Below are 21374 nucleotides of genomic sequence, written 5' to 3'. Positions count from 1 at the left end.
GGTGACAGATCTTATTGGTGGTTGAGCTTGAGTTTCAGGTACAGGTTCTTGTCGGTCTTGGCGGCGGTTTTTTTGACGACATAGGTGGCCACCTGCCCGCCGGACGCGGGCGCAGGGTCATCGCTGAAGACGATGCTCTTGGACGCATAGGCCGGAGCCGCTGCCGCACATGCTGGCGCCGCGTCGTCCTTGAACGCGATGCCCTTGGCGGCATAGGTGTCGCCATCGCCCATGGCCAGGCGCGTGTCGCCGGCGCGCGGCACGGCGCCGGCCAGCGCTGCCGGTGCGTCACAACGGTGGCCTTCGGCCGCGCCGCTCACCCCCGCGACCAGATCCGGTTCGGCGCTGCGCAACTTCTCATGCACATTGCCGGCCATCGGATTGGGGGACAGAAACACCAGCAACTGCTCCACGCCCGGCTTGGCGTCGAATTCGAACGCCCCCTTGGACGGCAGGAACACCGTGCCCATCGCATTGACATAGTTGTCCTGGCCGTTGACCGGGAAGATCTGGGTCAGGTTGCCCTCGGGGTCTTGATTCATCACATAGACGTAGGTCGGCCGGTTGACCTTGACGCCCAGCTGAAAGCGGTCGCCGCTGCGGAAGTTACGGCTGGCCAGCACGTCCTCGGTGCTGCCATCGGCCCGCTTGAGGCGGATGAAATAGCTGGCGCCGATCTGCTTGGGCGCGATGTTTTTCTTGGCCGCGAGTTTCGGCTCGGCCGCCGGCGCTGCCGGCTTGGCCGCAGTCGACGCGGCGACGACCCCGCCCTCCTCGCCGAAAAACAGCGATTTGGCGTTGTACGTCTGTTGGCCGCAGGCGGCGCCGGACATGATCAGCAGTGACAGGAGGGACAAGGTTTGTTTCATGGGCTTCTCGATGATGAAATGTGGGCCAGATGTATCAAAGCCGGTTGCGCTCTGCCGAGCGGGTGGAAAATTGCCGGGGCACTTGGGTCCGGGCACCGCCGGTTACTTCCTGCGCCTTACGGTTGGTGAAATCACGGGCTGCCGCAAAAGCCGGTTCGACTTGTCCGGCGTAGACATCGAGATAGGCAAAGAAGGCCTGGGTAAAGTACGACCCGCGCAAGGTGCGCCGCTGGTCGGGCAACAGGAATTCGCCGACCTGGATCGGCGGTCCCAGCGATTGCTCGCCTTCGCTGGTTGCGGTGATGATGGTGTAGGCACGTTCGCCGTCGATGGCGTCGCTCGCGGCCGCGCTGGCCTGAGGCTGGGTGCGCTTCGCCGCCTGGGTACGCGCCGGGGCATCGTCGCTGAAACGGATCGCCTTCGAGGTGTAGGCCTTGCCAGTCCAGGCCGCCATTGAAATACCGGCGCGCTCGGCCGCGCCGCCATTGGCTTGCGCGATATAGCCGCCGCTCTCGTCGGGTAGCCCCTTGAGCATCTCGCCGCTATAGCAAGTGTCGATCAGGATACGGGTATTGCGGGTCGGCTTCTTGGCCAGCTTTTGCAGCAAGGTGTCGGGCACTGCGGTCCGGTACAGATTCAGTTCGTAATCGGTCCTGTTGTTGATGGCCGCATCACCGGAATCCCAGGCGATGATGGACATCTTGCGTTCATCGTTGCCGTTCGCCGAGGGCAGCGGCTGCTCCCCATGACTGGAAACATAGATGAACAGGCTGTCGGTCGGCCGCAGATCGGCCTCGATGTTGCGCAACGCCGCTTCGATGCTGGCCTTGGTCGCCTGGCGCCCCAACAAGCTGGTCACGGTATATCCGGCCTGCGCGGCCGCGCGCTGGACCACTGCGGCATCGTCCTCTCCCTGGATTGGGAGCCAATGGCGACTGTCACGGAAAGTATTGATCCCGATGATCAAGGCTACCCGATGCTCCGGGCGCGGCGCGCTGCGCTGGGCCTGCGCAATCCGCGCCAACTGCTCGCCCGCCTCCAGCTCCCAGCGCTTGCGGCGAATATTGTCGGGATAAAAAGGCGAGGTCGATTTCAGGCCGACGATCGATTGGACGATGACGAAGGCTCGGTCGACTTCGTCTTCGGTCTGGTAACTGCCGGCCAGCTGGACCCGGCCCACACTGTCGCGCCCGACACGGGCATCGACCAGCCCCTCCTGACGCAACTTGAGCGCTATCTTGTCCAGCAAAAGCTGCGGCACATTGTACGAGTAGTAGGTGTTTTCAAAACCGTGCATCTGGCTCGCAGCACAACCGGTGAGCAGCAGCAACAGCAATATCAGGAGCGACTTATAGGTGCGTTCAATCATCGTCAGGCCTTACAGTAGGCGTTGGAGCAATGGACGGCCGCCCCGCATGGCGGCCTGCTGGATGCAGCGCTCAGATTACCGTCACGCTCTTCGACATGGTGACGGGCGTCTTGCCGCCCGCAGCGGCGCTAATTTCCACCCTGTACACGGTGCCCGGCTTGGAGTCAGGCGCAATCGGCAGCACCATCGATTCTTTGCTGCGCCCCACTTCCACGGTCCGCGATTCCGACGCTGCTACCGGGAACTGAACCAATTGTTCCGTCCCGTCTGCGACGACGAACAGCTTGCGCGAGAACACCACCGCGGTTTCGGCACCGTCCGGTGTCATCAGGTCATAGACCGTATCGATGGTGACGCGCTCACCCGGCTTGGTCTGGCTTGGCATTGCCATGTCGCGCAGCCGCAATGTGACGCCATCCTTGGCCGCGTAGCGGTTTTCCTTGACCACCTGGGTATAGGTCTTGCTTGGATCACGCACCAATTTTGACTCGGTAACCCAACTCGGGTTGAGCTTGTTGCAGGTATCGATCGCGGTGTAATACGCGGTCGCGAAACCGATGGCGCCGCCGCCAAGCGCCCCGGCCAACGCGGCCTTGCCGGCCTTGTCTTTGTTACCGGAGAATAAAGCACCACCCAAGCCCGCCAACGCGCCGACTGCAGCGCCCTTGGCGGTCAATTTAATCTGTTCGTTCTTGGTGCAGGCGTCCAAGTCTGCGTAGGCAGATTGTTGAGCAAAGGCCTGACCTGCGCAGGCTTGCAACACGGCTGCAATGGCCATGGCGTATTTGGCGACGCGGAATGTATCCATTCTTCTTCCCTATGTTTTGAATATTGTTATTTGATTATCAAAAATTGCTTGCCACTATTGCTGATCGCCGAGCCGGGGGCCACACTTACTATCAGTAAACAACCAATAGTGTCTGTTAAGTATCGCACATATTTCCACATGGAAAACTATCCGATTATCACTAGTGATGTAATTTTGTCCTGAACGAATAAAATTTGTGCAAGGAAGTAGGCGTTCGCCCAAGACACATGACCCTTTAGACAACGCAAATTACATCCACGCCATATTAGTTGCCATACAGACATATTGGCTTTGCAATTTGCGACAACTGATACCCATTTGACGACAACTCCGGAGAATGGAGACGACTACGCCGCAACGCCACTATCTGCGGCGGGGCCGGATTGTGATGCTGGCAAAGTGATTTTTGCGGAAATCGGACTTGTTTGCGGAAAAAAAATAGCGCCGGAGGCCGGCGCTAAGTCTTTGATTTGACTGGAGCGGGTGAAGGGAATCGAACCCTCGTCGTAAGCTTGGGAAGCTTCTGCTCTACCATTGAGCTACACCCGCATGCCACGCATTCTACGCGGGATTCGACAATGTTGACAACGTTGCCGCATGGCCGCTGGAGTTACTTGGCGGCGCGGCGGCGTGCGGCGAAACCGACCAGGCCCAAGCCTGCCAGCAGCATGCCATAAGTTTCCGGCTCCGGCACTGGTGTCACGTATTGCGTGAACTTGACCGACTGGTTATTCGTCAGCGCGTTGACATGCAACTGGAAGTTGCTGAAGTCGTTCAGGGTTGTGTTGGTGAAGGTCCACGTGGCAGATTCGCCATCGGTAAATCGGCCGTTGTTGTTGTTGCCAGGCTGGAACTTCACCGCAGTGGCGCTCAGGCCGTGATTCGCCAGCCCAATGGTGCTGCCGTCAAGCGGACTAAAGCTGACTGGCGCGGCATGCTTCGTATTGGAAAATTCCAGATCGAAGACGAAGGGGCTAGTCCCGTTAAGCGAATTGTTCCAGTCGGCCTTCAGGGTCCATACCGTATCGGCGCCCACTTGGTCGATTTTCAGGTGAGCCATGTCCTGGCTGGCGAAACCGGCGGTGAGGCTATGGCCCAGAACGATGGTTTCAGTGGCGCCGAAGGCGGCAGGTGCCGAACCAATTGCAGCGGCAAATGCACAGGCGGCGATTGCGATTTTAGAGAATTTCAAGATAGTCCTCTTTTGGTAGTGATTGCGCTGCAATGGGGCTTGAAGCCTAGCATCAACCCAGTGATGCAAATGTACCATAATGATTGCGCTATAGGAATTTACTTTTTAAAAAAATAATTTACTTGCCTCGAAAGAAATTTTTTGTTGTAAAAAAGTATGATGCTGTTTTGTTGGACGGCAGACAAAAATCATATCGCCTGGGAAATAGTTGACACCTGAATCTGTTAGGATGCTAGCCACCCTCGACCAACCCATGCACAGGATCACCCATGCGCAGCACACCTCCAGCGGCCGGCCGCGAAACCGTCCTTGAAGACGGCAAGCCCATCGTCACCACCACCGACCTCCAGGGCCGCCTGACCTACGCCAACTCCACCTTCATCCAGGCCAGCGGCTACGCCGACGAGGCCTTGCACGGCCGCCCGCAGACCTCGCTCTACCATGCCGACATGCCGCCCGAAGTGGACGCCGACATGTGGCGCACCGTGCTGTCGGGCCAACCGTGGCGCGGCCTGGTCAAGTACCGCTGCCAGGACGGCGGCCACTTCTGGTGCATCGCCAACGCCACGCCGGTGATTGAAAAGGGCAAGACCACCGGCTTCATGTCGGTATGTACCAAACCCAAGCGCGAACAGATCCAGGACGCCGAACAGCTCTACCGCACCGTCAAGGGTGGCAATCCGGACGGCATCCGCATCGTGCGCGGCGCCGCCGCCGCGCGCGGCTGGCGCCGCTGGACCCAGGCGCTGCGCGACATCACGCTGGCGCAGCGCCTGGCCCTGTGCTTCGGCAGCATGGCCGTGCTCGGGTTGACGATCGCCAGCCACGCTCTGTGGCCCTATGCCGAGAGCGCCCTGCACTGGCAGGCGCTGCTGATGGTGGCGCTGGCCCTGTACAGCTGGCGCAACCTGCACCTGGCGGTGGTCGCGCCGATCAAGGCCAGCATCGAAGCCGCCCGCATCCTGGCCGGCGGCGACCTGACCACCCGCATGGCGGTCGACCGCCATGACGAGCTGGGCCAGCTGCAAGCGTTCGTGCGCCAGCTGAACCTGAACCTGGCGTCCATCCTGGTCGACATCCGCAGCAACTTCACGCTGACCCGCAGCACCACCACCCAGGTGCGCGCGGCCAATGCCGACCTGTCGGCGCGCACCGAGGCGCAGGCGGCCAACCTGGAGCAGACCTCGGCGCACATGGGCCAGATCACCGGCACCGTCAGCCAGACCGCCGACAACGTCAACACCGCCAGCGGCGTGGCGAGCGAAGCGACCGCGCTGGCCGAACGCACCGGCGTGGCGGTCACGCAAGTGGTGGCCGCGATGAACGACATCCGCGCCTCGTCGAGCCAGATCGTCGACATCATCAGCCTGATCGACGGCATCGCCTTCCAGACCAACATCCTGTCGCTCAACGCGGCGGTGGAGGCGGCGCGCGCCGGCGAGAGCGGCCGCGGCTTCGCGGTGGTGGCTGGCGAGGTGCGCAACCTGGCCCAGCGCAGCGCCGCCGCCGCCAAGGAGATCAAGACCCTGATCGACGCCTCGGCCGGCAAGATCGCGGTCGGCGCCGGCATGGCCAGCGCCGCAGGAGAGGATATGGACGCGGTGATCGCCGCCATCGGCCGGGTAGCCGCCATCATGGGCGACATCAGCGGTTCCACGCGCGAGCAGAGCAGCGGCGTCAACCAGGTCAAGGACGCCATCATGCAGCTGGACGAGGTCACCCGCCAGAACGCATTGATGGTCGAGGAAGCCTCAGCCGCCACCGGCGTGCTGGACCTGCAGGCGCAGGCCGTGGCCAAGGCCTTGGAAGTGTTCAAGCTGCCGCCGCAGGGCAAGCCGGGCAAGGCCTCCGGCAACCTGGCGCTGATCGCTTCCCACCACGCGCAGCCGGAGCGCGCAGCGCCCCGGCAGGCGCGCCGTGCTTAGTTCAACAGGTTGAAATCGGCCCGGTAGTAATTGCCTTCCGGGCCGTTGCCGGCCAATTGCAGATAGACGGTCTGCTTGCCGATGTCGGCATGCTCGATTTCATACACGCCGCTGGCCAGCGACTGGCTGGCGGCCACCGCGAAGGTCAGCGAAAACTGGTCGCCGCGCGCGGCCGGGAAGCTGCGCTTGACGCTCAATAGCGTCATCCCGATCCCCCTGCCGCCCGGATACACATTGAAGCGCTCCTGCACCAGCGCCAGGTAGGCCGCGCTGCCGGCCGCCGCGACCTGGGAGACGCCGATGCCGGCCAGCGGCGCCGTCTTGGCCTTGACCAGTTCGGCCGCGCCGCACAGGCCGCCGCTACCCAGCATGCCGCCGGTGGCTATTACAAATGTTCGCCGTTCCATAGTCGTTCCTTCACGATGATTAGCCGCGCGGCGGGAAGATCCCCTGCAACGCAATAATGAAATTCAGCTCCAGGTAGGGCTGCACATTGTTGTGCGCCTGGCCGCCACCGGTCGATGCGGCAAGCACGGCGGCGCCCATCGGTTGCAGCGGCGCGGGGCCGATATACGGCGGCGACGGCGAAATCGACACCGCCAGCGTATTGCCGTTCGGGTTGGTCGTGGTGGCAGGCAGGCCGGACGCCATCACGTTATGCGCGTGGGCCGGCGTCTGCGCGGCGGTCACGGTGACGCTGGCCGCGCCGCCCGCTTCCCCTTGCAAGCGCTCGCTCAAGCCGGCGCCCTGGCCGGCGCCGATCGGCGCGCGCTGGCGCAGATTGGGCAGCGCGAAGGTGGACGTGCCGTTGCCGCCGTATTGCGTGCCCAACAGCGAGAACAGGGCGGTATTCTGCGAAATCGGCAACAGCTGGCCATCGCAGGTGGCCCAGCCAGTTGGCGCGAAATTGCCGGCAAAGAGGCGGATTTCCGCGACGAATTGATCAGCCATGGTGTCTCCTTAACCTTGAGATGGATAAACGCCGAACAACGAAATGATGAACTGGATCGCCAGGTAGGGCGCCATGTTCTCGTGCGGCTGGCTGCCGCCACCGAAGCCGATGCTGTCGGCGCCCATCGACAGGTTGGGACCCTGGGTGCCGTACAGCTTGGGTTTGGGCGAAGGCGCCGCCGGCACCCAGCTGGAGCCGTCCGTGATATTGACCGCGCTGGCGGCCGACGGCGGCACGGCCGCGCTGGCGTTGATCCGGTGGTTGTGCGACGGGATCTGGGCGGTGGTCAGCGTCACCTGCTCCAGGCCGCCCTTTTCGCCGAGCACGTAAGTCGTCGGGCTCAGCGTGCCCACATGGACCGGCACCCGCCCGCTCAGGTCGGGCAGGCCGAAGGTTTCCTGGCCGTCGCCGCCATAGGTGGTGCCGATCAGGTTATACAGCGTCTCATATTCCGAGATGGGCAGCAGCGCGCCGTTGCAGGTCGCCCATCCCACCGGGGGAAAGTTCCCCGCAAACATACGAATTTCACCGACATATGGCATAGACATAAATGGTCTCCTGGAGCGGGTTGCGCGATTAATTGCGCGAAGGGAAAATGCCGACCAGCGCGATGCCGAACAAGCTGGTCGCATAGGGCTGGCGGTTTTCATGGGCCTGGCCGCCCCCCACATTCGTCACGCTGGTCGGCGCCAGCGCCGCGCTGCCGTCGTAGCCATGGTAGACATTGACGCCGCCGGCCGGCACCGAACACAGGTAATTGCCGCTGGGGCTGGTGGAACGCAGCACGGAGGGATCGGTTTGGTTGACCGCCCGCAGCGCGTGTCCATGCTGTGGCAGCTCCGCCGCCGTCAGCGTGTGCGAGGCTTCGCCGCCCTGGGCGCCCGGCGCGGGATTGTGCATCGGCATGCGGCCGCGCAGGTCGGGCAGCGCGAAGTTGCTCACGCCGTTGCCGCCGTAGGTAGTGCCCAGCACGGCGAACAGCGCCTGGTTTTGATTGATCGACAGCAGCTGTCCGTCACAACGCGCCCAGCCCTTGGGCATGTAGTTGAAGCTGAACATACGGATTTCGGCTAAATATGGTGCAGACATGGTCGCTCCTGTAGGCAAGAGATGTCGCGCCGGCACTGCCGGGCGGCGGAGGGGAAAGACGCCGTCGGACGACGGCGTGCAGGCCGGTGGGCCGTGTCAGTCAGGTCGGCGGCGCTTGGCGCGGCCGGCCAGCAGCAGCCCGCCCAAGCCTAGCGACAGCATCAGCGCGGAGGACGGCTCCGGCACGGCGCTCAGCACCAGCGAGACGTTGTCGATCGCCGTGACGTCGTAGAAGTTACGATTGGAGAACTGCAACAGGGTCGATGCCTTGTTGGTGCTCAGGTTGCTGACGACGTAATGGGTCCACTCGCTGCTGGTGTTGGTCTGATGCCAGACGACGACGCCGTTGAACAGCACCTCGGAGTCGTTGATTGCCGGGAGAGCGCCGAACGAGGTATCGGCGCGCTGCAGATCGAATTCCAGCGTGTATCGATAACCGGGGGCGGTGGCGACCTGCTGGCCCAGCAGGCCGGCGCTGGCGTAGTTGCCGTCGCTGAACACATGGTTGAACTCATTGGTCAGCGGGATGTAGGAATAGTCGTAGCCGACATACTGCAGCAAGGGGTCGCCGCCCTGCGTCCAGGCCGCCAGCGTGGCGGCGGAGAAATCGCCATCGGTGATCAGGTTGGCGGCAAAGGCGGACGGGGCGGCGAACGCCGCAGCGCACAGCAAGGCAGAAAATAAGTTACGCATGGCTAACCTTCAAGACGATTGGAGGATTTGGCGAGCAACAATGCGGTTATTTTACTGTAAAAATTTCAACAAATTATCATTATGATAGCTATTTTTAAAAATATTGTATAAATGTTGTTTTTATAAAAGTAGCAAGATGCAAGTTTATTGACAATCACTTTTCAGCGCTGCAGCCAGCCTATGCTGCCGGCGCCGACGTTGTGGATGTACAGCCGCCCGGCCACCTCGGTCGCGCCGGTGGTCACCGGCGAAGCGCCGCCCGGATCCTGCAGGTCGGCGACGATGCGGCCGTCCTCGGTGAACGCCAGCACATGGCCGTAGGGCTTGGGCTCGGGCCACAGCGCGCGCGGCAGGCGCAGCATCAGCTTGCGCAGATAGGGCTTGTCGGCCATCTTGTCGAGATCATTGCGCGGGCCGGACCGGCCCAGCCAGATGCGGCCGCCGGCGCCGCGCACCAGGTTGTCCGGATAGCCGGGCAGGTTATCGAGCAGCACCTGCGCCTGCGGCGACGCCACCCGCACATCCACTCCGGCGGCGTCGACGGCGATTTTCCATACCCGGTACTTGCCGCTCTCGCTCACATACAGCCAGCGCTGGTCGCCGCTCAGCAGCACGCCGTTGGAAAAACTCAGGCCGCCGGCCACCACGCGCGTGGCCTTGCGGGCGGGATCGTATTCCAGCACGCGCCCGGTCGACGATTGTTCCAGCACGTCCAGCATGGCCGCTTCCATGGTGTCGCGCTGGACCGGGCCGAAGCGCTGCGAGGCGTCGCTGAAGTAGATCTTGCCGTTGGCCGCGACCGCCACGCCGTCGGCAAAGCGGATCGCCTCGCCGCCGACCTGGTCCGCCAGCACGCTGACGCTGCGGTCCGGCGCCACCGACAGCAAGCCCTTGACGGCGTCGGCCACGATCAGGTTGCCGGCGCCGTCGAAGTCCAGTCCCAGCGGCCGGCCGCCGGTGTCGGCATAGGTTTCCAGCGCGCCGCCGTCGGCGTTCATGCGCAGGATCTTGCCGCTGAAGACGCCGGTGTAGAGCTTGCCGTCGCGGCCGGCCAACACATGCTCGGGCCCCACTTCGCCGCCCAGCGCAATCTGCCGCAAACCGGCCAGGCGCTGGTTGACCGCATGGATGCCCGTGTAGCCGGGCGGGGTGGGCGCGGTCCAGCTGACCGGCACGATGGGCACCGGCCACAGGCCGAGATAGGCGGCGACGATCAATGCGGCAAACATGGACACCTTGGCGATTTTTTTCATAGTGCACCCAGTCTACGCAATCTTGATGCAGAATGGCAAAGCCTGTTTCAGCCAACCAGAGGATGTCCATGAAACCAGTTGTTGTCTTGAGTATCGCGCTGGCCGTCGCCGCGCCGCTCGCCCACGCCCAGAGCGCGGCCGCCGCCGATCCGATCGCCACCCTGGTCGGCCAGCTCGACCTGGAAAAATACAAGGCCACCATCAAGAGCCTGACGCGCTTCGGCGACCGCCGCCAGGGCACCGAGCGCAACCGCCAGGCGCTGGACTGGATCGAGGCCCAGCTCAAGTCCTACGGCTGCAGCAACACCGAACGCCTGCAATACCAGTACACCCAGCCGGCGCCGGACGCGCCCGCGGCCAAGCGCGCGCCGGGCATCCCCAGCGGCGGCGCCGGCGGTCCCGCCGGCCAGGGCGGCAGCACGCTGTTCGGCAACCGCGCGGCGATCGGCGTCAACACCGATCCACTGCGCCAGCCCGATGCAACACTGCGCGCGCTGAACGCCGAGCAGACGCCGGTCGGCACCTCGCAGCGCGAGAATGTCTATTGCACCAAGGTCGGCAGCACGCATCCGGAGGAAATGTACATCGTCAGCGCCCACATGGACGGCATGGGTTTCGGCGAGGCCGCCAACGACGACGGCTCCGGCACCGCGCTGGTGATGGAACTGGCGCGCATCTTCAGCGCGCCCGGCGTGCAGACCGAGCGCTCGATCCGCTTCGCGCTGTGGAACAACGAGGAGACCGGCTTGAACGGCGCCACCGCCTACGCCATGCAGCGCAAGGAGTTGCAGGGCATCGAATCGCCCAAGGGCTCGGGCAAATATCCCGAGCCGAAATGGCTGGGCATGATCCAGCACGACATGATGTTGTGGGACCACGGCATGCCGATCGCGAAACTGGATGCGGCCGGCAAGCCGGTGCTGGACGCCAAGGGCCAGCCGGTGTATGTGTCGCCGCCGGAGCAGCGGCGCGAGGCCGACGTCAACATCGAATACCAGTCGGTGTCGCGGCAGGCCGAAGGTTCGGCCAGGCTGGCCTGGGCCTTCCGCGCCGCCAACGACAAATACGCCAGCAACTATCCGGCCGCCGTCGGCTTCCACATGACCAACACCGACTCGACGCCGTTCATGGATCTGGTGCCCTCGATCTCGCTGCGCGAGAACGAGCGCGGCCAGCAGATCGGCGCCGGCTGGAATCCCAACTGGCACCAGCCCACCGACGTCTACGCCGCCTACTCCGACAAGGACTTCCTGCTGGGCCTGAACGCGGCGCAGACCACGCTGGCCGGCGTGGCCCAGCTGGCCGGCGCCAGCATCAGGAAGTAAGGCTGACCGCAGCACCCGCCAGCGCCGGCTGCGCGGCGATCGCCTGCAACACGATGTCGTGCAGGCGTTGGGCCGGCGCGCTCAGCTCGTCCGCACCGCGATGCAGGCGCAGGCCGATCACCGGCAGCGGCGGCAGGCCGGGCTGCTCCAGCGCGCGCAAGGCCGGCGGCAGGCCGACCTGGGTGCGCACCGTCACGCCCAGCCCGGCCGCCACCGCCGCCCACACGCCGCCCAAGCTGGGGCTGCTGAAGGCGATGCGCCATGGGATGCCGGCCCGGTCCAGCGCATGGATCGCGGCCGAGCGCATCATGCAGGGCGCGTCCATCATCACCAGCGGCAGCGGCTCGCCGTGCCCGCTCCAGGCCGGCCAGTCGCCTACGCCGGCCGCGCCTATCCAGCGCATCGGCAAGCGCGCCAGTTCCGGCGTGCGCCCCGCCGCCGGCGACGCCTGCGCCGGATCGCTCCAGGCCAGCGCCAGCTCCAGCCGCCCGGCCGCCATCTGCGCCATCAGGTCGGCATTGCGCGCCACGCAGGCTTCGATGCGCAGCTTCGGATGGACGCGGGCGAAGCGGCCCAGCACTTCAGTCAGGATGTGCTCGCCGAAATCCTCCTGCATGCCGAGCCGTACGCTGCCGGCCAGCTCGGCGCCGCGCACGGCGGTGGCCGCCTCGTCGTTCAGCTCCAGCAGCCGGCGCGCGTAGCCCAGCAGCGACTCGCCGGCCGAGGTGGTCACCATGCCGCGCCCTTCCTTGCGCAACACCGGCATGCCCAGCTGCTGCTCCAGCTTCTTCAGCTGCGCGCTGACGGCCGAGGTGGAGCGCCCCAGCCGGTCGGCCGCCTTGGCGAAGCTGCCCAGGTCGACGCCGGTGACGAAGGTGCGCAGCACATCGAGGTCAAAAGTAATTCTTCGCATAACCATCCCGATTTATCGAACTATTCATCAAAATATTCCTGATTTTCAGGATCAAAATAGCCCTGTATCGTGAAGCTGTCAATCACCCCACCGGAGCCCATCATGCCCATGAGTCGCATTTCTCTGCTGAAAGGAAAATCGCCCGAATACCTGGCCGCGTTGTCGCACAGCCTGCATCGCGCCATGGTCGAGGCCTTCAACGTGCCGGAAAAAGACCGTTTCCAGCTCATCCAGCAACACGAACCGTATGAACTGGTCTTCGACCGCGACTACGAAAGCCCGTCCGGCCCGCGCTCCGACGACTTCGTGCTGATCAACATCACCACCGGCAAGCCGCGCAGCACCGAGATGAAGCAGGCGTTTTACCGCCGCCTGGTCGAACTGCTGGCCGAGGCGCCGGGCCTGCGGCCGCAGGATGTGATGGTGGTGCTGTCGAGCTCGCAGGGCGACGACTGGTCGTTCAGCGGCGGCGCCCCGGCCGCCAGCCTGTGGAGGCCGGCATGATCGCGATGCAATACAGCTTCAGCCTGCCGGCCGACTACGACATGGCCATCGTGCGCGAGCGCATCGGCAGCAAGGGGCCGCTGCTGGACCAGCTGCCGCACCTGGCCTTCAAGGCCTATCTGTACGCCGAGCGCGGCGAGTCGCAGGAAAACCTGTACGCGCCCTTCTACCTGTGGCACAGCGAGGAGGGCATGCACGATTTCCTCAACGGTCCCGGTTTCGCCGGCGTGGCGCAGGCCTTCGGCTGGCCGTCGGTGCGCACCTGGACGCCGTGGCACGCCAGCGTCGGCGAGGCCGTACGGCAGGCGCGCCACGCCACCCACAGCGTCGAGGCGATCGCGCCCCACAGCGACCTGGCGCAGCTGCGCCTGCGGGAAGAACAGCACGCGCGCCACGCCCTCGAGTGCGGCGCGCTGGCGGTGGTGATCGGCTTCGAGCCGGGCGACTGGAGCATCGTGCGCCTGTGCCTGTGGCGCGGCGAGCCGGCGCTGCCGCCGCTGCCGCATGAGCAGCGCTACCGGGTCGGCCACGTGTCGGCGCCGGGACTAGCGCAGCAGCAGTAGCAGCGCGCCGCGCGGCTGGGCGTTGGCCTGGGCCAGCATCGAGGCGCCGGCCTGGCGCAGGATGCTGGCGCGGGTCAGTTGCGCCGTCTCGCTGGCGTAGTCGGTGTCGCGGATGCGCGAGCGCGCCGCCGCCAGGTTGTTGGCGCCGTTTTCGGCATTGCTGGCCGCCGCCGACAGCCGGTTGCTGGCCGCCCCCAGCTGGGCGCGGATGCCGGTCACCTCGTCAATCTTGCCGTCGTAATACTCCAGCGCCGCGGACGCACCGCTGGCGGTGGTCAGGTCCTGCACCGGCTCGCCGCCGCTATACACATCCTGCACCACCGCCTCCGGCGGCCCCACCACCACCGAGGCCTGCCTGCCCGCGCTCAGCCCCGCCGCCGCCGGATTGGCGCCGGCGATGGCCATCGAGTGCGCGCCGGGCCGCACCGCCTCCGTCACGGTGACCGTGCCCTTGTTCGCCCCCAGGGTCAAGCCCAGCGAGGCGGCGCTGCCGGGGTTGGATTCGGCGATGACGATATCGCGCCCGTCGGCGGTGCTCAGCGTCAGCGTGCCGCCGGCGGCGCTGGCCGTCACGCCGCTGGCGCCGGATACCGCGCTGATGGCGCCGGCGGCGTTGGCCGCGCGGATCGCGGCGGTGCCACCGGCGATGGCGCCGATGTTGACGCCGTTGATGGAAAAGCTGCCCCCCGCCAACGCGCCGGCGGCGCCCACGCCGCCGGACAAGCTGGTGGCGGCGCTGGCCGTCACATTGCGCACATTGGCGGCATTGATGGCGGCCGCCACCGCAAAGGCGCTGCCGGCGCCCTGCCCCGGCTGCGCGCCGGCCGCCGAGGCGCCCACCGCCACGCCATTGATGAGCAGGTCGCCATTGCCGATCGCCCCCAGCACCGCCGTGCCGACCGCCGTGGCCTGCTGCGGCGCGACGTTGACATTGGCCTTGTTGTTCCCGATCGGCACCAGCGCGGCCGGGATGGACAGCGCCAGCGTCTGGTTCGCCTCGGCGCCGACCTGCAACTGCTGCGAGAACGTCCCGTCCAGCAAGCCCAGGTTGTTAAAACGGGCGCCGGCGACGATGTCCACATTGGACGCGACCAGCGCGTTCACCTCGCCCTGGATGGCGGCGCGGTCGGTCTTGCTGTTGGTGTCGTTGGCGGCCTGCACCGCCAGCTCGCGCATGCGCTGGAAATTTTCCAGCAACTGGCCGGCCGCGCCATCGGCCACCTGGATCAGGGAAATGCCGTCGTTGATGTTTTGCCGCGCCTGGTGCAAGCCATTGATGCTGGCGCTCATGCGCTCGCTGATGGCCAGGCCGGCGGCATCGTCGCGCGCCGAATTGATGCGCTGGCCACTGGAGAGTTTTTGCAGGCGCACAGCCATATCCTCGCCCGCCTGCGCATAGCTGCGCTGGGCGTTCAGTGCGGATAGGTTGGTGTTGATCTGCATGCCGTCTGCTCTCGGTGCCGCCACGGAATGACGGTTGTCGATTATCTAACGGCAACATACGGCAGGACTTGAGCAGTCCCGCCCGAAAGACTTACTTCTTCTCGAATGGCGTTGCGATGCCGCGCATATCGCGGTCGTAATCGGCGCCGTTGGTGGATCCCAGCGTCTGTCCAGTTCGCTTCGAAGGGATGCGGGAGCCGGTCGGAGCAACCGCATAGGCCGGCTTGCTGTCGGCGGCGGGCGCGGCGTCAGCGAGAACGGCCGGCTGCTCCACGGTGGCGCAGGCGGTCAGCCCCATAAAGCCCAAAAGCATTGCGGCGGTCAGGAATTTTTGCATAAGACACCCTATGTTGTAGTTGGTTTTTAGATATTATCTATAAAACAAGCAAAGTGTCTACCGCTGTTACAGTTTCCCCCTAGCCAGGCAACAGCTCAAGGCGTTCCCTGGCCTGCGCCAGCTGGCCGCTGTCCATGCGGGCGGCGGCATTTTTCAGGTAGCGGCCGGCAGCCGCGTAACCGCCGCGCTCGGCCATCGCCAGCCATATCCAGGCCTGCGCGATATCGGCGCGCACGCCCTGGCCGACCATGAACATCAGCCCCAGGTTGAACTGCGCGCGCGCATGACCCTGGCCGGCGGCCTTCAGATACCAGTGGTGCGCCTGCGCATAATCCTGCGCCAGGCCCTGGCCGTTGTCGAAGCGCAGGCCCAGCGTGAACTGCGCCAGCGCGTGCCCCTGCCCGGCCGCCTTGGCGTACCAGCCGTTGGCCTGGGCGCAATCGGGCTGCGGACCGTCGTCCTTGTCGAACAGCAGGCCCAGGTTGTACTGGGCCGCCGCGTAATCCTGCTCGGCGGCGCGGCGATACCAGGCCATGGCCTTGCGGTCGTCGCGCGGCACGCCGCGTCCGGTTTCGTAGCGCAGGCCGAGGTCGAACTGCGCCCGCAGATGGCCCTGGTCGGCGGCCTTGCGGTACCAGAAGATCGCCTCCTGGTGATCCTGCACCACGCCGTGGCCGGCGTCGTACAGCATGCCCAGGTGGTATTGCGCGCCGGGGAAGCCCTGCTCGGCCGCCTTGCGGTACCAGAACTGCGCCTGCTCGTAATCCTGCGCCACGCCCTGGCCGTGATCGTAGCGCAGGCCGAGATTGTTCTGCGCCGCCGCGTGGCCCTGCTCGGCCGCCTTGCGATACCAGTCCAGCGCCTTCTGCTCGTCGCGCGGCACGCCCTGGCCGTTGTCGTAGATCAGGCCCAGGTTGAACTGCGAGCTGGCGTGATCCTGCTCGGCCGCGCGGCGATACCACAGGATGGCCTTCTGGCTGTCCTGGGCGATGCCGTCGCCCTTGTCGAAGCGCAGCGCCAGGTTGAACTGCGCCGGCGCATAGCCCTGGTCGGCCGCCTTGCGGTACCAGGACATCGCCTGGCCCACGTCCTGCGGCACGCCCTGGCCGTTGTCGTAGCGCAGGCCGAGGTTGAACTGCGCGCGCGGATAGCCCTGCTCGGCCGCCTTGCGATACCAGGCGATGGCCTGCTTGAAGTCCTGCGGCACGCCCTTGCCGGTGTCGTACATCATGCCGAGATTGTTTTGCGCGCCGGCGTCGCCCTGGTCGGCCGCCTTGCTGAACCAGTGCATGGCCTTGTTGGTGTCGGCGTCCAGGCCCTGGCCCTTGGCGTACAGCCAGCCCAGGTTGTACTGCGCGGCGGCGTAGCCCTGCTCCGCCGCCAGCTGGTACCACGCGGCCGCTTCCTGGTAATTCTGTTCGACGCCCTGGCCCTTCTGGTACATCACGCCCAGGTTGTACTGCGCGTGTTCCAGGCCCGAGTGGGCGGCCTGGCGATACCAGACCACCGCCAGCTCGTAGCTCTGCGCCACGCCCTGGCCGTTGAAGTACATGAAGCCCAGGCTGTGCTGGGCATTGGCCACGCCACGCTCGGCCAGTCCCTTGACGCGCAAGAACTCGGCGGTATAAGTGCTGCCGCTATTTGCGTCGGCTTCGTTGGGACCGTATTTCGTCATGCTGTTTTTCTATGCTGCGTCAGGCCTGGATCGCGACCATTGCCGGTTGGGTGTCTAGGTTGGGAACCACGTGCAGCACGTGCGCCGAGGGCATCGCCGTCAAGCGGCCCTGGTCCTGCAGCACGTCCATGAAGCTAGCCAGTGAAATCGGCCGGTGGTACAGATAGCCCTGCATCGTGGTGCAGCCGTTCGCTTGCAGGTAGCGCGCCTGCACCTCGGTCTCCACGCCCTCGGCCACCAGGTGCAGGCCGAGGCCGCGCGCGATGGAGATGATCGCCAAAATCACCGGGTAGTGGCCGTTCTCGTCGTGGATCTCCTTGACGAAGGACTGGTCGATCTTGATCGTGTGGATCGGGAAGCGGTGCAGGTACGACAGCGACGAATAGCCGGTGCCGAAATCGTCGATCGCCACCGACACGCCCAGCTGGCACAATTTATTCAGCTGCTCGATCGCGTACTGCGGATTGCGGATGCAGATGTTCTCGGTGATCTCGACTTCGATCTGCGCCGGCGAAATGCCGTAGCGCGTCAGCGCGCCGCGCATCTTCTCGAAGAAGTCGCCGCGGTCCAGGTATTGCGGCGACAGGTTCAGCGACAGGCGGATCGCCTCGCCGCCGGCCGCGTTCCATTGCAGCAGGTCGCGGCACAGCGCGCCCAGCATCCAGTCGGAGATCGGCAGCATCAGGCCATTCTCTTCGGCGAACGGCAGGAACTCGCCGGCCGACAGCAGCCCGCGCTGCGGATGGTTCCAGCGCATCAGGCCTTCGGCGCCGATGATGCGGCCGGTGGCCACGTCGACCTGCGGCTGGTAGTACATTTCCAGCTCGTTCAGCTCCAGCGCCTTGCGCAGGCTCTGCTCCAGCGCGATCTTCTGGTGCGATACGTCCAGCATCGAGTTGTGATAGAAGCTGTGGCCGTTCTTGCCCAGCGCCTTGACCTGGTACATGGCGATGTCGGCGTGGCGCAGCAGCTCGTCGATGGTCTCGCCGTCGCCCGGATAAATCGCGATGCCGATCGAGGCCGAGATGTGCACCTCGTGGCCATCGAGGTCGAAGGGCTTGTGCAGGCTTTCGAGGAATTTGTCGGCGATGGCCTTGGCGTCCTGGCGGTCGCGCAGCTCCGGCAGCACGATGGTGAACTCGTCGCCGCCCTGGCGCGCCAGCGTGTCGCCGCGGCGCAGGCAATCCTTGAGGCGCGTGGCCACCTGCTGCAGCAGCTCGTCGCCCTTGACGTGGCCCAGCGTGTCGTTGACCAGCTTGAAGCGGTCGAGGTCGACGAACATCACGGCCAGCTCGGTCAACTTGCGCTTGGCCTGGATCACGGCCAGGCCCAGACGGTCCTTGAACAGCATGCGGTTCGGCAGGTCGGTCAGGATGTCGTGGTAGGCCTGGTAGGAGATCACTTCCTCGGCGCGCTTGCGGTCGGTGATGTCGCGGGCCACGCCGTAGGTGCCGAAGAACTCGTGCTTCTTCACCTCGTGGTCGGGGATGTGCATGCCGATCGCGTTGAGCGAAATCGTCATCAGCGTATTGTTGAAGGTGCGCTCGATGCCGCTGCCAGCGTTGCACTTCAGGCGCAGCTCGACGTTGCGCGAGGCGCGTTCGTCGACGCGGCGCTCGTTGAAGGCGTAGCGCGCGCGCTCCTGGTCTTCGTCGTGCACCAGCACCGAGTAGTGGCGGCCGATCAGCTCTTCGCGGGTGAAGCCCAGCAGCTGCTGCACACGGTCGTTGACGAAGGTGAACTTGCCCTCGTGGTTCAGGGTGTAGATGATGTCCGGCGAGCTGTCCACCAGGTAGCGGTACATCTTCTCGGAGTTTTCCAGCTTGGAGGCGATGCGCTCGTTGTCGATGGCCAGGCGGCGCTTTTGCAGCGCGTTCTCCACCGTCTTGAGCAGCTCCTCGCGGCTGTAAGGCTTGCGCAGGTAGTCGTAGGCGCCGCGCTTGAGCGCGCCGATGGCCGCCTCGATGCCGACATCGCCGCTCATGACGATGACGTCGCCGTCGATCTCCTTGGCGTTGATGAAGTCCATGATCTCGTGGCCGCTCATGTCCGGCAGGCGCAGGTCGAGCAGGATCAGGTCGAATTTGAGCTTGGTCAGCTGGGCCAGCGCCTCGCTGCCGCAGGTCGCCGTGACCAGATGGTAGTCGCGGTCACGCAGCAGTTCGTACAGGGATGACAGCAAACGCGGCTCGTCGTCTACGAGCAGGATGCGCGGGCAGTTATCGGTGGAGAGGGCGACGGGGGCGTGGTCGTCCGCGGTGACAGCGGTTAGGCTGGCTGGGTTCAGGTTCATCATGGCCTTAAACTGAATCCATCGCCCGCGTTTGCACGCCGGCGACTTGACTGGTGCTGCCACGGGCGGGCAGCAGGATTTCGAAGGTGGTACCCGCTTTACCGGACCGGCAGGTGATCAGGCCCTGCATTTTCTTCACCAGGCTGTGGACGATGGACAGTCCCAGGCCGTGGTGTGCGCCTTCCTTGGTGCTGCGCACTGCGGAGAACAGATTGGCCAGCACCTCGGCCGACAGCCCCGGACCGGTGTCGCTGACCACCAGTTCCAGGTAAAGCTTGCGTTCGCGGTTGACGTGACCGCGGTTCGAGATTTCGATCTTGCCGCCGTCGGCCAGGGCTTCGACGGCGTTCTTGATCAGGTTGACCAGGATCTGCTTGAGCAGGTCGGCGTCGCCGTCGATTTCGGCCGGCTCCTCCTGCATGCGCACCACGATCTGCACCGAGGCCGGCACGAAGTCGGTGGCGCGGAACAGGCGCAGCACGTCGTCCACCACGCGGCCGACATCGGTCACGCGCGAGCTCTCGGTCGGCTGCAAATCGGCCAGGCCGTTGATCAGTTGTCCGACGCGGTCGATTTCCTCGTTCAGGATGGACATCTCGCCCACCACCGGCTCGCGCTTGGCCAGCTTGCCGTCCAGGACCGACAGATAGTTCTTGATGATCGACAGCGGGTTGTTCACCTCGTGTACCACGCGGCGCGAGGCTTCACGGTATTCTTCGGCCACGTGGGCGATCTGGCGCCTGGTGTGACCGCGCTCGCTGATCGCCGTTTCCAGCGCGGCGGCGGCCTGGGTGCCGAACGATTGCAGGAAGCGCTCGCGCTTCTGGAAGCTGGCCATCTGCCACGCCGGCGCGCCGCCGATCAACACACCCAGGCAGCGCTGGTTGGCCACCAGCGGCAGGCAGACCATGCCCTCGCTGCCGAGGATGCGGAACAGCTGTTCCTCGGCCACGCTCAGGGCCTGCGAATCGCGGCTGACGAAGGTCAGCTTGCGTTCCGTCGCCGCCTCGGCCACCACGCCGCCTTTGTTCAGCGGGATGACGAATTCGGCCAGCCGCTGCTGCTGCTCGCCGGTGGCGGTGCCGTGCAGCGCGTGGCCGGTCGGATTCTCCAGCAGCACCACGGCGTTTTCAAAATCGAACAGGATGCGCGCCGAGCGCGTCATCGCATCCAGCAGGCCGGCTTCGCCCTGCTGGCGCGCGAAGGTCTGGCCCATCTCGGACACCAGCACCATATTGCGCACTTCCTCGGACAGCCGCTGCTGCACCGGATCGACCATCGGCGCCGCATAGGCGGTCGGCGTTGGAATATCGTCGGCGCCGGCCAGGTCGATGCCCAGGTAGGCGGCGGACTTCTCCACCTGACGGGCGGCGCTGCTGACGATCTGCTCCAGTTTTTCGGCATCCAGGCCGCACAGGTGGCCGGCTTCCTCGATGGCCTGGTTATGGTCTTCGTGGAAGCACAGCAGGTGCGCCAGGCGCACCACGCGGATCAGCGGATGGGCCGACTCCAGACGCGAGATCGGTTCGTGGTGATACAGCACGCTGTCGGCCAGGAAGGAATCGAGGTGCCAGCGTTCGATCAGCCAGGCGCCCGCTTCCGAGTGGGTGATTTGCAGCGTGCGCTGTTCGACGGCGCACAGGTCCTCGTCGTCGCGCGCCATGAAGTTGAACGCGTATTCCTTCGGTGCGGTGGCCAGCAGCGCCAGGCGGCCGACGTTATGCAGCAGGCCGGCCAGATAGGCTTCCTCGACGTGCGGGTACTCCATCTGCTTGGCGATGTCGCGGGCGATGACGGCGGTGGTCAGGGAACCTTTCCAGAAGCCGCGCAGGTCGGTGCTGCTCGAATGCGGGAAGCTGTTAAAGGTCTGGAACACGGATTCGCTGATGACCAGCGTCTTGATCATGTCGGTGCCCAGCGACACCAGCGACTGCTCCAGGCCGACCACGCGCGCATTGCGGTGGTACGCCGAGCTGTTGGCGACGGTGAGGATCTTGCTGGTCATCGCCGCATCCTTGGCGATCAGGGCGGCCAGCTCCGGCATGCCGGCGTCGTCGGCCTGCAAGTGCTCAATCAACTTAATGAGTATCTGCGGCATTGCCGGCAGACGGGCAATCAGCAGGCGATTGCGAATATCATGGTCAGGTTGATGCATCGTATCAAGCGGGTTC

Annotated in this window: 20 protein-coding genes and 1 tRNA gene; 4 read left to right on the top strand and 17 right to left on the bottom strand. The window is 64.9% G+C overall.

Annotated elements, in window-relative coordinates:
* Nucleotides 1-11: 11 nt before the first annotated feature.
* The 5 genes from D0T21_RS17290 to D0T21_RS17270 form a co-directional block, all read right to left on the bottom strand.
* Complete coding sequence (locus D0T21_RS17290) at nucleotides 12-869, bottom strand: DUF4384 domain-containing protein (protein ID WP_116992024.1); 858 nt, start codon at nucleotides 867-869, stop codon at nucleotides 12-14.
* A 34-nt stretch (nucleotides 870-903) separates the two neighbouring features.
* On the bottom strand, nucleotides 904-2238 hold the full coding sequence (locus D0T21_RS17285; protein WP_116992023.1) for a caspase family protein: 1335 nt from the start codon (nucleotides 2236-2238) through the stop codon (nucleotides 904-906).
* A 70-nt stretch (nucleotides 2239-2308) separates the two neighbouring features.
* Nucleotides 2309-3046, bottom strand: coding sequence for a hypothetical protein (locus tag D0T21_RS17280; protein WP_116992022.1), 738 nt, complete (start codon nucleotides 3044-3046; stop codon nucleotides 2309-2311).
* A gap of 475 nt (nucleotides 3047-3521) precedes the next feature.
* A tRNA-Gly gene (locus D0T21_RS17275) sits at nucleotides 3522-3595 on the bottom strand.
* A 61-nt stretch (nucleotides 3596-3656) separates the two neighbouring features.
* Complete coding sequence (locus D0T21_RS17270; RefSeq protein ID WP_158568017.1) at nucleotides 3657-4238, bottom strand: FxDxF family PEP-CTERM protein; 582 nt, start codon at nucleotides 4236-4238, stop codon at nucleotides 3657-3659.
* 269 nt (nucleotides 4239-4507) lie between these two features.
* Here D0T21_RS17270 and D0T21_RS17265 point away from each other — a divergent pair, with 269 nt between their 5' ends.
* A complete protein-coding gene (locus D0T21_RS17265) occupies nucleotides 4508-6163 on the top strand; it encodes a methyl-accepting chemotaxis protein (protein WP_116992020.1) in 1656 nt (551 codons plus the stop codon).
* Here the strand turns inward: D0T21_RS17265 and D0T21_RS17260 are convergent.
* The 6 genes from D0T21_RS17260 to D0T21_RS17235 form a co-directional block, all read right to left on the bottom strand.
* Nucleotides 6160-6570, bottom strand: coding sequence for a hypothetical protein (locus D0T21_RS17260; protein ID WP_116992019.1), 411 nt, complete (start codon nucleotides 6568-6570; stop codon nucleotides 6160-6162). The genes D0T21_RS17265 and D0T21_RS17260 overlap by 4 nt on opposite strands.
* Nucleotides 6571-6589: 19 nt before the next feature.
* The gene (locus tag D0T21_RS17255; protein WP_116992018.1) at nucleotides 6590-7114 is read right to left on the bottom strand and encodes a phage tail protein; all 525 of its coding nucleotides are present in this window, start codon (nucleotides 7112-7114) and stop codon (nucleotides 6590-6592) included.
* Nucleotides 7115-7123: 9 nt separating this feature from the next.
* Complete coding sequence (locus D0T21_RS17250) at nucleotides 7124-7663, bottom strand: phage tail protein (protein ID WP_116992017.1); 540 nt, start codon at nucleotides 7661-7663, stop codon at nucleotides 7124-7126.
* A gap of 28 nt (nucleotides 7664-7691) precedes the next feature.
* Nucleotides 7692-8204 carry a phage tail protein gene (locus D0T21_RS17245; RefSeq protein WP_116992016.1) on the bottom strand — a complete coding sequence of 171 codons (513 nt, stop codon included), beginning with the start codon at nucleotides 8202-8204 and terminating at the stop codon, nucleotides 7692-7694.
* A gap of 96 nt (nucleotides 8205-8300) precedes the next feature.
* Nucleotides 8301-8897 carry a PEP-CTERM sorting domain-containing protein gene (locus tag D0T21_RS17240; RefSeq protein ID WP_199538546.1) on the bottom strand — a complete coding sequence of 199 codons (597 nt, stop codon included), beginning with the start codon at nucleotides 8895-8897 and terminating at the stop codon, nucleotides 8301-8303.
* Between the two features lie 161 nt (nucleotides 8898-9058).
* Nucleotides 9059-10150, bottom strand: coding sequence for an SMP-30/gluconolactonase/LRE family protein (locus D0T21_RS17235; RefSeq protein ID WP_229211529.1), 1092 nt, complete (start codon nucleotides 10148-10150; stop codon nucleotides 9059-9061).
* Between the two features lie 68 nt (nucleotides 10151-10218).
* On the opposite strand from D0T21_RS17235, the gene D0T21_RS17230 reads away from it, so the two are divergent.
* A complete protein-coding gene (locus D0T21_RS17230; RefSeq protein ID WP_116992204.1) occupies nucleotides 10219-11475 on the top strand; it encodes a M28 family peptidase in 1257 nt (418 codons plus the stop codon).
* On the opposite strand, the gene D0T21_RS17225 is transcribed toward D0T21_RS17230, so the two are convergent.
* On the bottom strand, nucleotides 11465-12388 hold the full coding sequence (locus tag D0T21_RS17225; protein ID WP_116992014.1) for a LysR substrate-binding domain-containing protein: 924 nt from the start codon (nucleotides 12386-12388) through the stop codon (nucleotides 11465-11467). The two genes, D0T21_RS17230 and D0T21_RS17225, sit on opposite strands and share 11 nt — an antisense overlap.
* 102 nt (nucleotides 12389-12490) lie before the next feature.
* Here D0T21_RS17225 and D0T21_RS17220 point away from each other — a divergent pair, with 102 nt between their 5' ends.
* Nucleotides 12491-12892 carry a tautomerase family protein gene (locus D0T21_RS17220; protein WP_116992013.1) on the top strand — a complete coding sequence of 134 codons (402 nt, stop codon included), beginning with the start codon at nucleotides 12491-12493 and terminating at the stop codon, nucleotides 12890-12892.
* On the top strand, nucleotides 12889-13455 hold the full coding sequence (locus D0T21_RS17215) for a DUF4865 family protein (protein WP_116992012.1): 567 nt from the start codon (nucleotides 12889-12891) through the stop codon (nucleotides 13453-13455). Before D0T21_RS17220 ends, D0T21_RS17215 begins: the two co-directional genes overlap by 4 nt.
* Here the strand turns inward: D0T21_RS17215 and D0T21_RS17210 are convergent.
* The 5 genes from D0T21_RS17210 to D0T21_RS17190 all read right to left on the bottom strand — a co-directional run bounded on the left by D0T21_RS17210 (nucleotide 13438) and on the right by D0T21_RS17190 (nucleotide 21301).
* Nucleotides 13438-14898 (bottom strand): flagellin, encoded by a 1461-nt coding sequence (locus D0T21_RS17210; protein WP_116992011.1) that lies wholly within the window; start codon nucleotides 14896-14898, stop codon nucleotides 13438-13440. The genes D0T21_RS17215 and D0T21_RS17210 overlap by 18 nt on opposite strands.
* Nucleotides 14899-14989: 91 nt before the next feature.
* Entirely contained in the window at nucleotides 14990-15235 is a 246-nt protein-coding gene (locus D0T21_RS17205) for a hypothetical protein (RefSeq protein WP_116992010.1), read from the bottom strand.
* A gap of 79 nt (nucleotides 15236-15314) precedes the next feature.
* Nucleotides 15315-16910 (bottom strand): SEL1-like repeat protein, encoded by a 1596-nt coding sequence (locus D0T21_RS17200; RefSeq protein ID WP_116992009.1) that lies wholly within the window; start codon nucleotides 16908-16910, stop codon nucleotides 15315-15317.
* A 19-nt stretch (nucleotides 16911-16929) separates the two neighbouring features.
* Nucleotides 16930-19203 carry a bifunctional diguanylate cyclase/phosphodiesterase gene (locus tag D0T21_RS17195; protein ID WP_116992203.1) on the bottom strand — a complete coding sequence of 758 codons (2274 nt, stop codon included), beginning with the start codon at nucleotides 19201-19203 and terminating at the stop codon, nucleotides 16930-16932.
* A 7-nt stretch (nucleotides 19204-19210) separates the two neighbouring features.
* Nucleotides 19211-21301 carry an HDOD domain-containing protein gene (locus D0T21_RS17190; RefSeq protein ID WP_116992008.1) on the bottom strand — a complete coding sequence of 697 codons (2091 nt, stop codon included), beginning with the start codon at nucleotides 21299-21301 and terminating at the stop codon, nucleotides 19211-19213.
* Between the last annotated feature and the right edge of the window lie 73 nt (nucleotides 21302-21374).

This window comes from Duganella sp. BJB476 (assembly GCF_003416895.1).
Classification (GTDB): Bacteria; Pseudomonadota; Gammaproteobacteria; order Burkholderiales; family Burkholderiaceae_D; genus Rugamonas.
Note: the sequence above shows the minus strand (reverse complement) of the source record. Positions and strands in the feature narration are given on the sequence as shown.

Bases quoted from the DNA above. Each gene is read 5' to 3' on its own strand.
- D0T21_RS17290 (WP_116992024.1), bottom strand. From the start codon at position 869: ATGAAACAAACCTTGTCCCTCCTGTCACTGCTGATCATGTCCGGCGCC.
- D0T21_RS17285 (WP_116992023.1), bottom strand. From the start codon at position 2,238: ATGATTGAACGCACCTATAAGTCGCTCCTGATATTGCTGTTGCTGCTG.
- D0T21_RS17280 (WP_116992022.1), bottom strand. From the start codon at position 3,046: ATGGATACATTCCGCGTCGCCAAATACGCCATGGCCATTGCAGCCGTG.
- D0T21_RS17265 (WP_116992020.1), top strand. From the start codon at position 4,508: ATGCGCAGCACACCTCCAGCGGCCGGCCGCGAAACCGTCCTTGAAGAC.
- D0T21_RS17260 (WP_116992019.1), bottom strand. From the start codon at position 6,570: ATGGAACGGCGAACATTTGTAATAGCCACCGGCGGCATGCTGGGTAGC.
- D0T21_RS17255 (WP_116992018.1), bottom strand. From the start codon at position 7,114: ATGGCTGATCAATTCGTCGCGGAAATCCGCCTCTTTGCCGGCAATTTC.
- D0T21_RS17250 (WP_116992017.1), bottom strand. From the start codon at position 7,663: ATGTCTATGCCATATGTCGGTGAAATTCGTATGTTTGCGGGGAACTTT.
- D0T21_RS17245 (WP_116992016.1), bottom strand. From the start codon at position 8,204: ATGTCTGCACCATATTTAGCCGAAATCCGTATGTTCAGCTTCAACTAC.
- D0T21_RS17240 (WP_199538546.1), bottom strand. From the start codon at position 8,897: ATGCGTAACTTATTTTCTGCCTTGCTGTGCGCTGCGGCGTTCGCCGCC.
- D0T21_RS17235 (WP_229211529.1), bottom strand. From the start codon at position 10,150: ATGAAAAAAATCGCCAAGGTGTCCATGTTTGCCGCATTGATCGTCGCC.
- D0T21_RS17230 (WP_116992204.1), top strand. From the start codon at position 10,219: ATGAAACCAGTTGTTGTCTTGAGTATCGCGCTGGCCGTCGCCGCGCCG.
- D0T21_RS17225 (WP_116992014.1), bottom strand. From the start codon at position 12,388: ATGCGAAGAATTACTTTTGACCTCGATGTGCTGCGCACCTTCGTCACC.
- D0T21_RS17220 (WP_116992013.1), top strand. From the start codon at position 12,491: ATGCCCATGAGTCGCATTTCTCTGCTGAAAGGAAAATCGCCCGAATAC.
- D0T21_RS17215 (WP_116992012.1), top strand. From the start codon at position 12,889: ATGATCGCGATGCAATACAGCTTCAGCCTGCCGGCCGACTACGACATG.
- D0T21_RS17210 (WP_116992011.1), bottom strand. From the start codon at position 14,898: ATGCAGATCAACACCAACCTATCCGCACTGAACGCCCAGCGCAGCTAT.
- D0T21_RS17205 (WP_116992010.1), bottom strand. From the start codon at position 15,235: ATGCAAAAATTCCTGACCGCCGCAATGCTTTTGGGCTTTATGGGGCTG.
- D0T21_RS17200 (WP_116992009.1), bottom strand. From the start codon at position 16,910: ATGACGAAATACGGTCCCAACGAAGCCGACGCAAATAGCGGCAGCACT.
- D0T21_RS17195 (WP_116992203.1), bottom strand. From the start codon at position 19,203: ATGAACCTGAACCCAGCCAGCCTAACCGCTGTCACCGCGGACGACCAC.
- D0T21_RS17190 (WP_116992008.1), bottom strand. From the start codon at position 21,301: ATGCCGCAGATACTCATTAAGTTGATTGAGCACTTGCAGGCCGACGAC.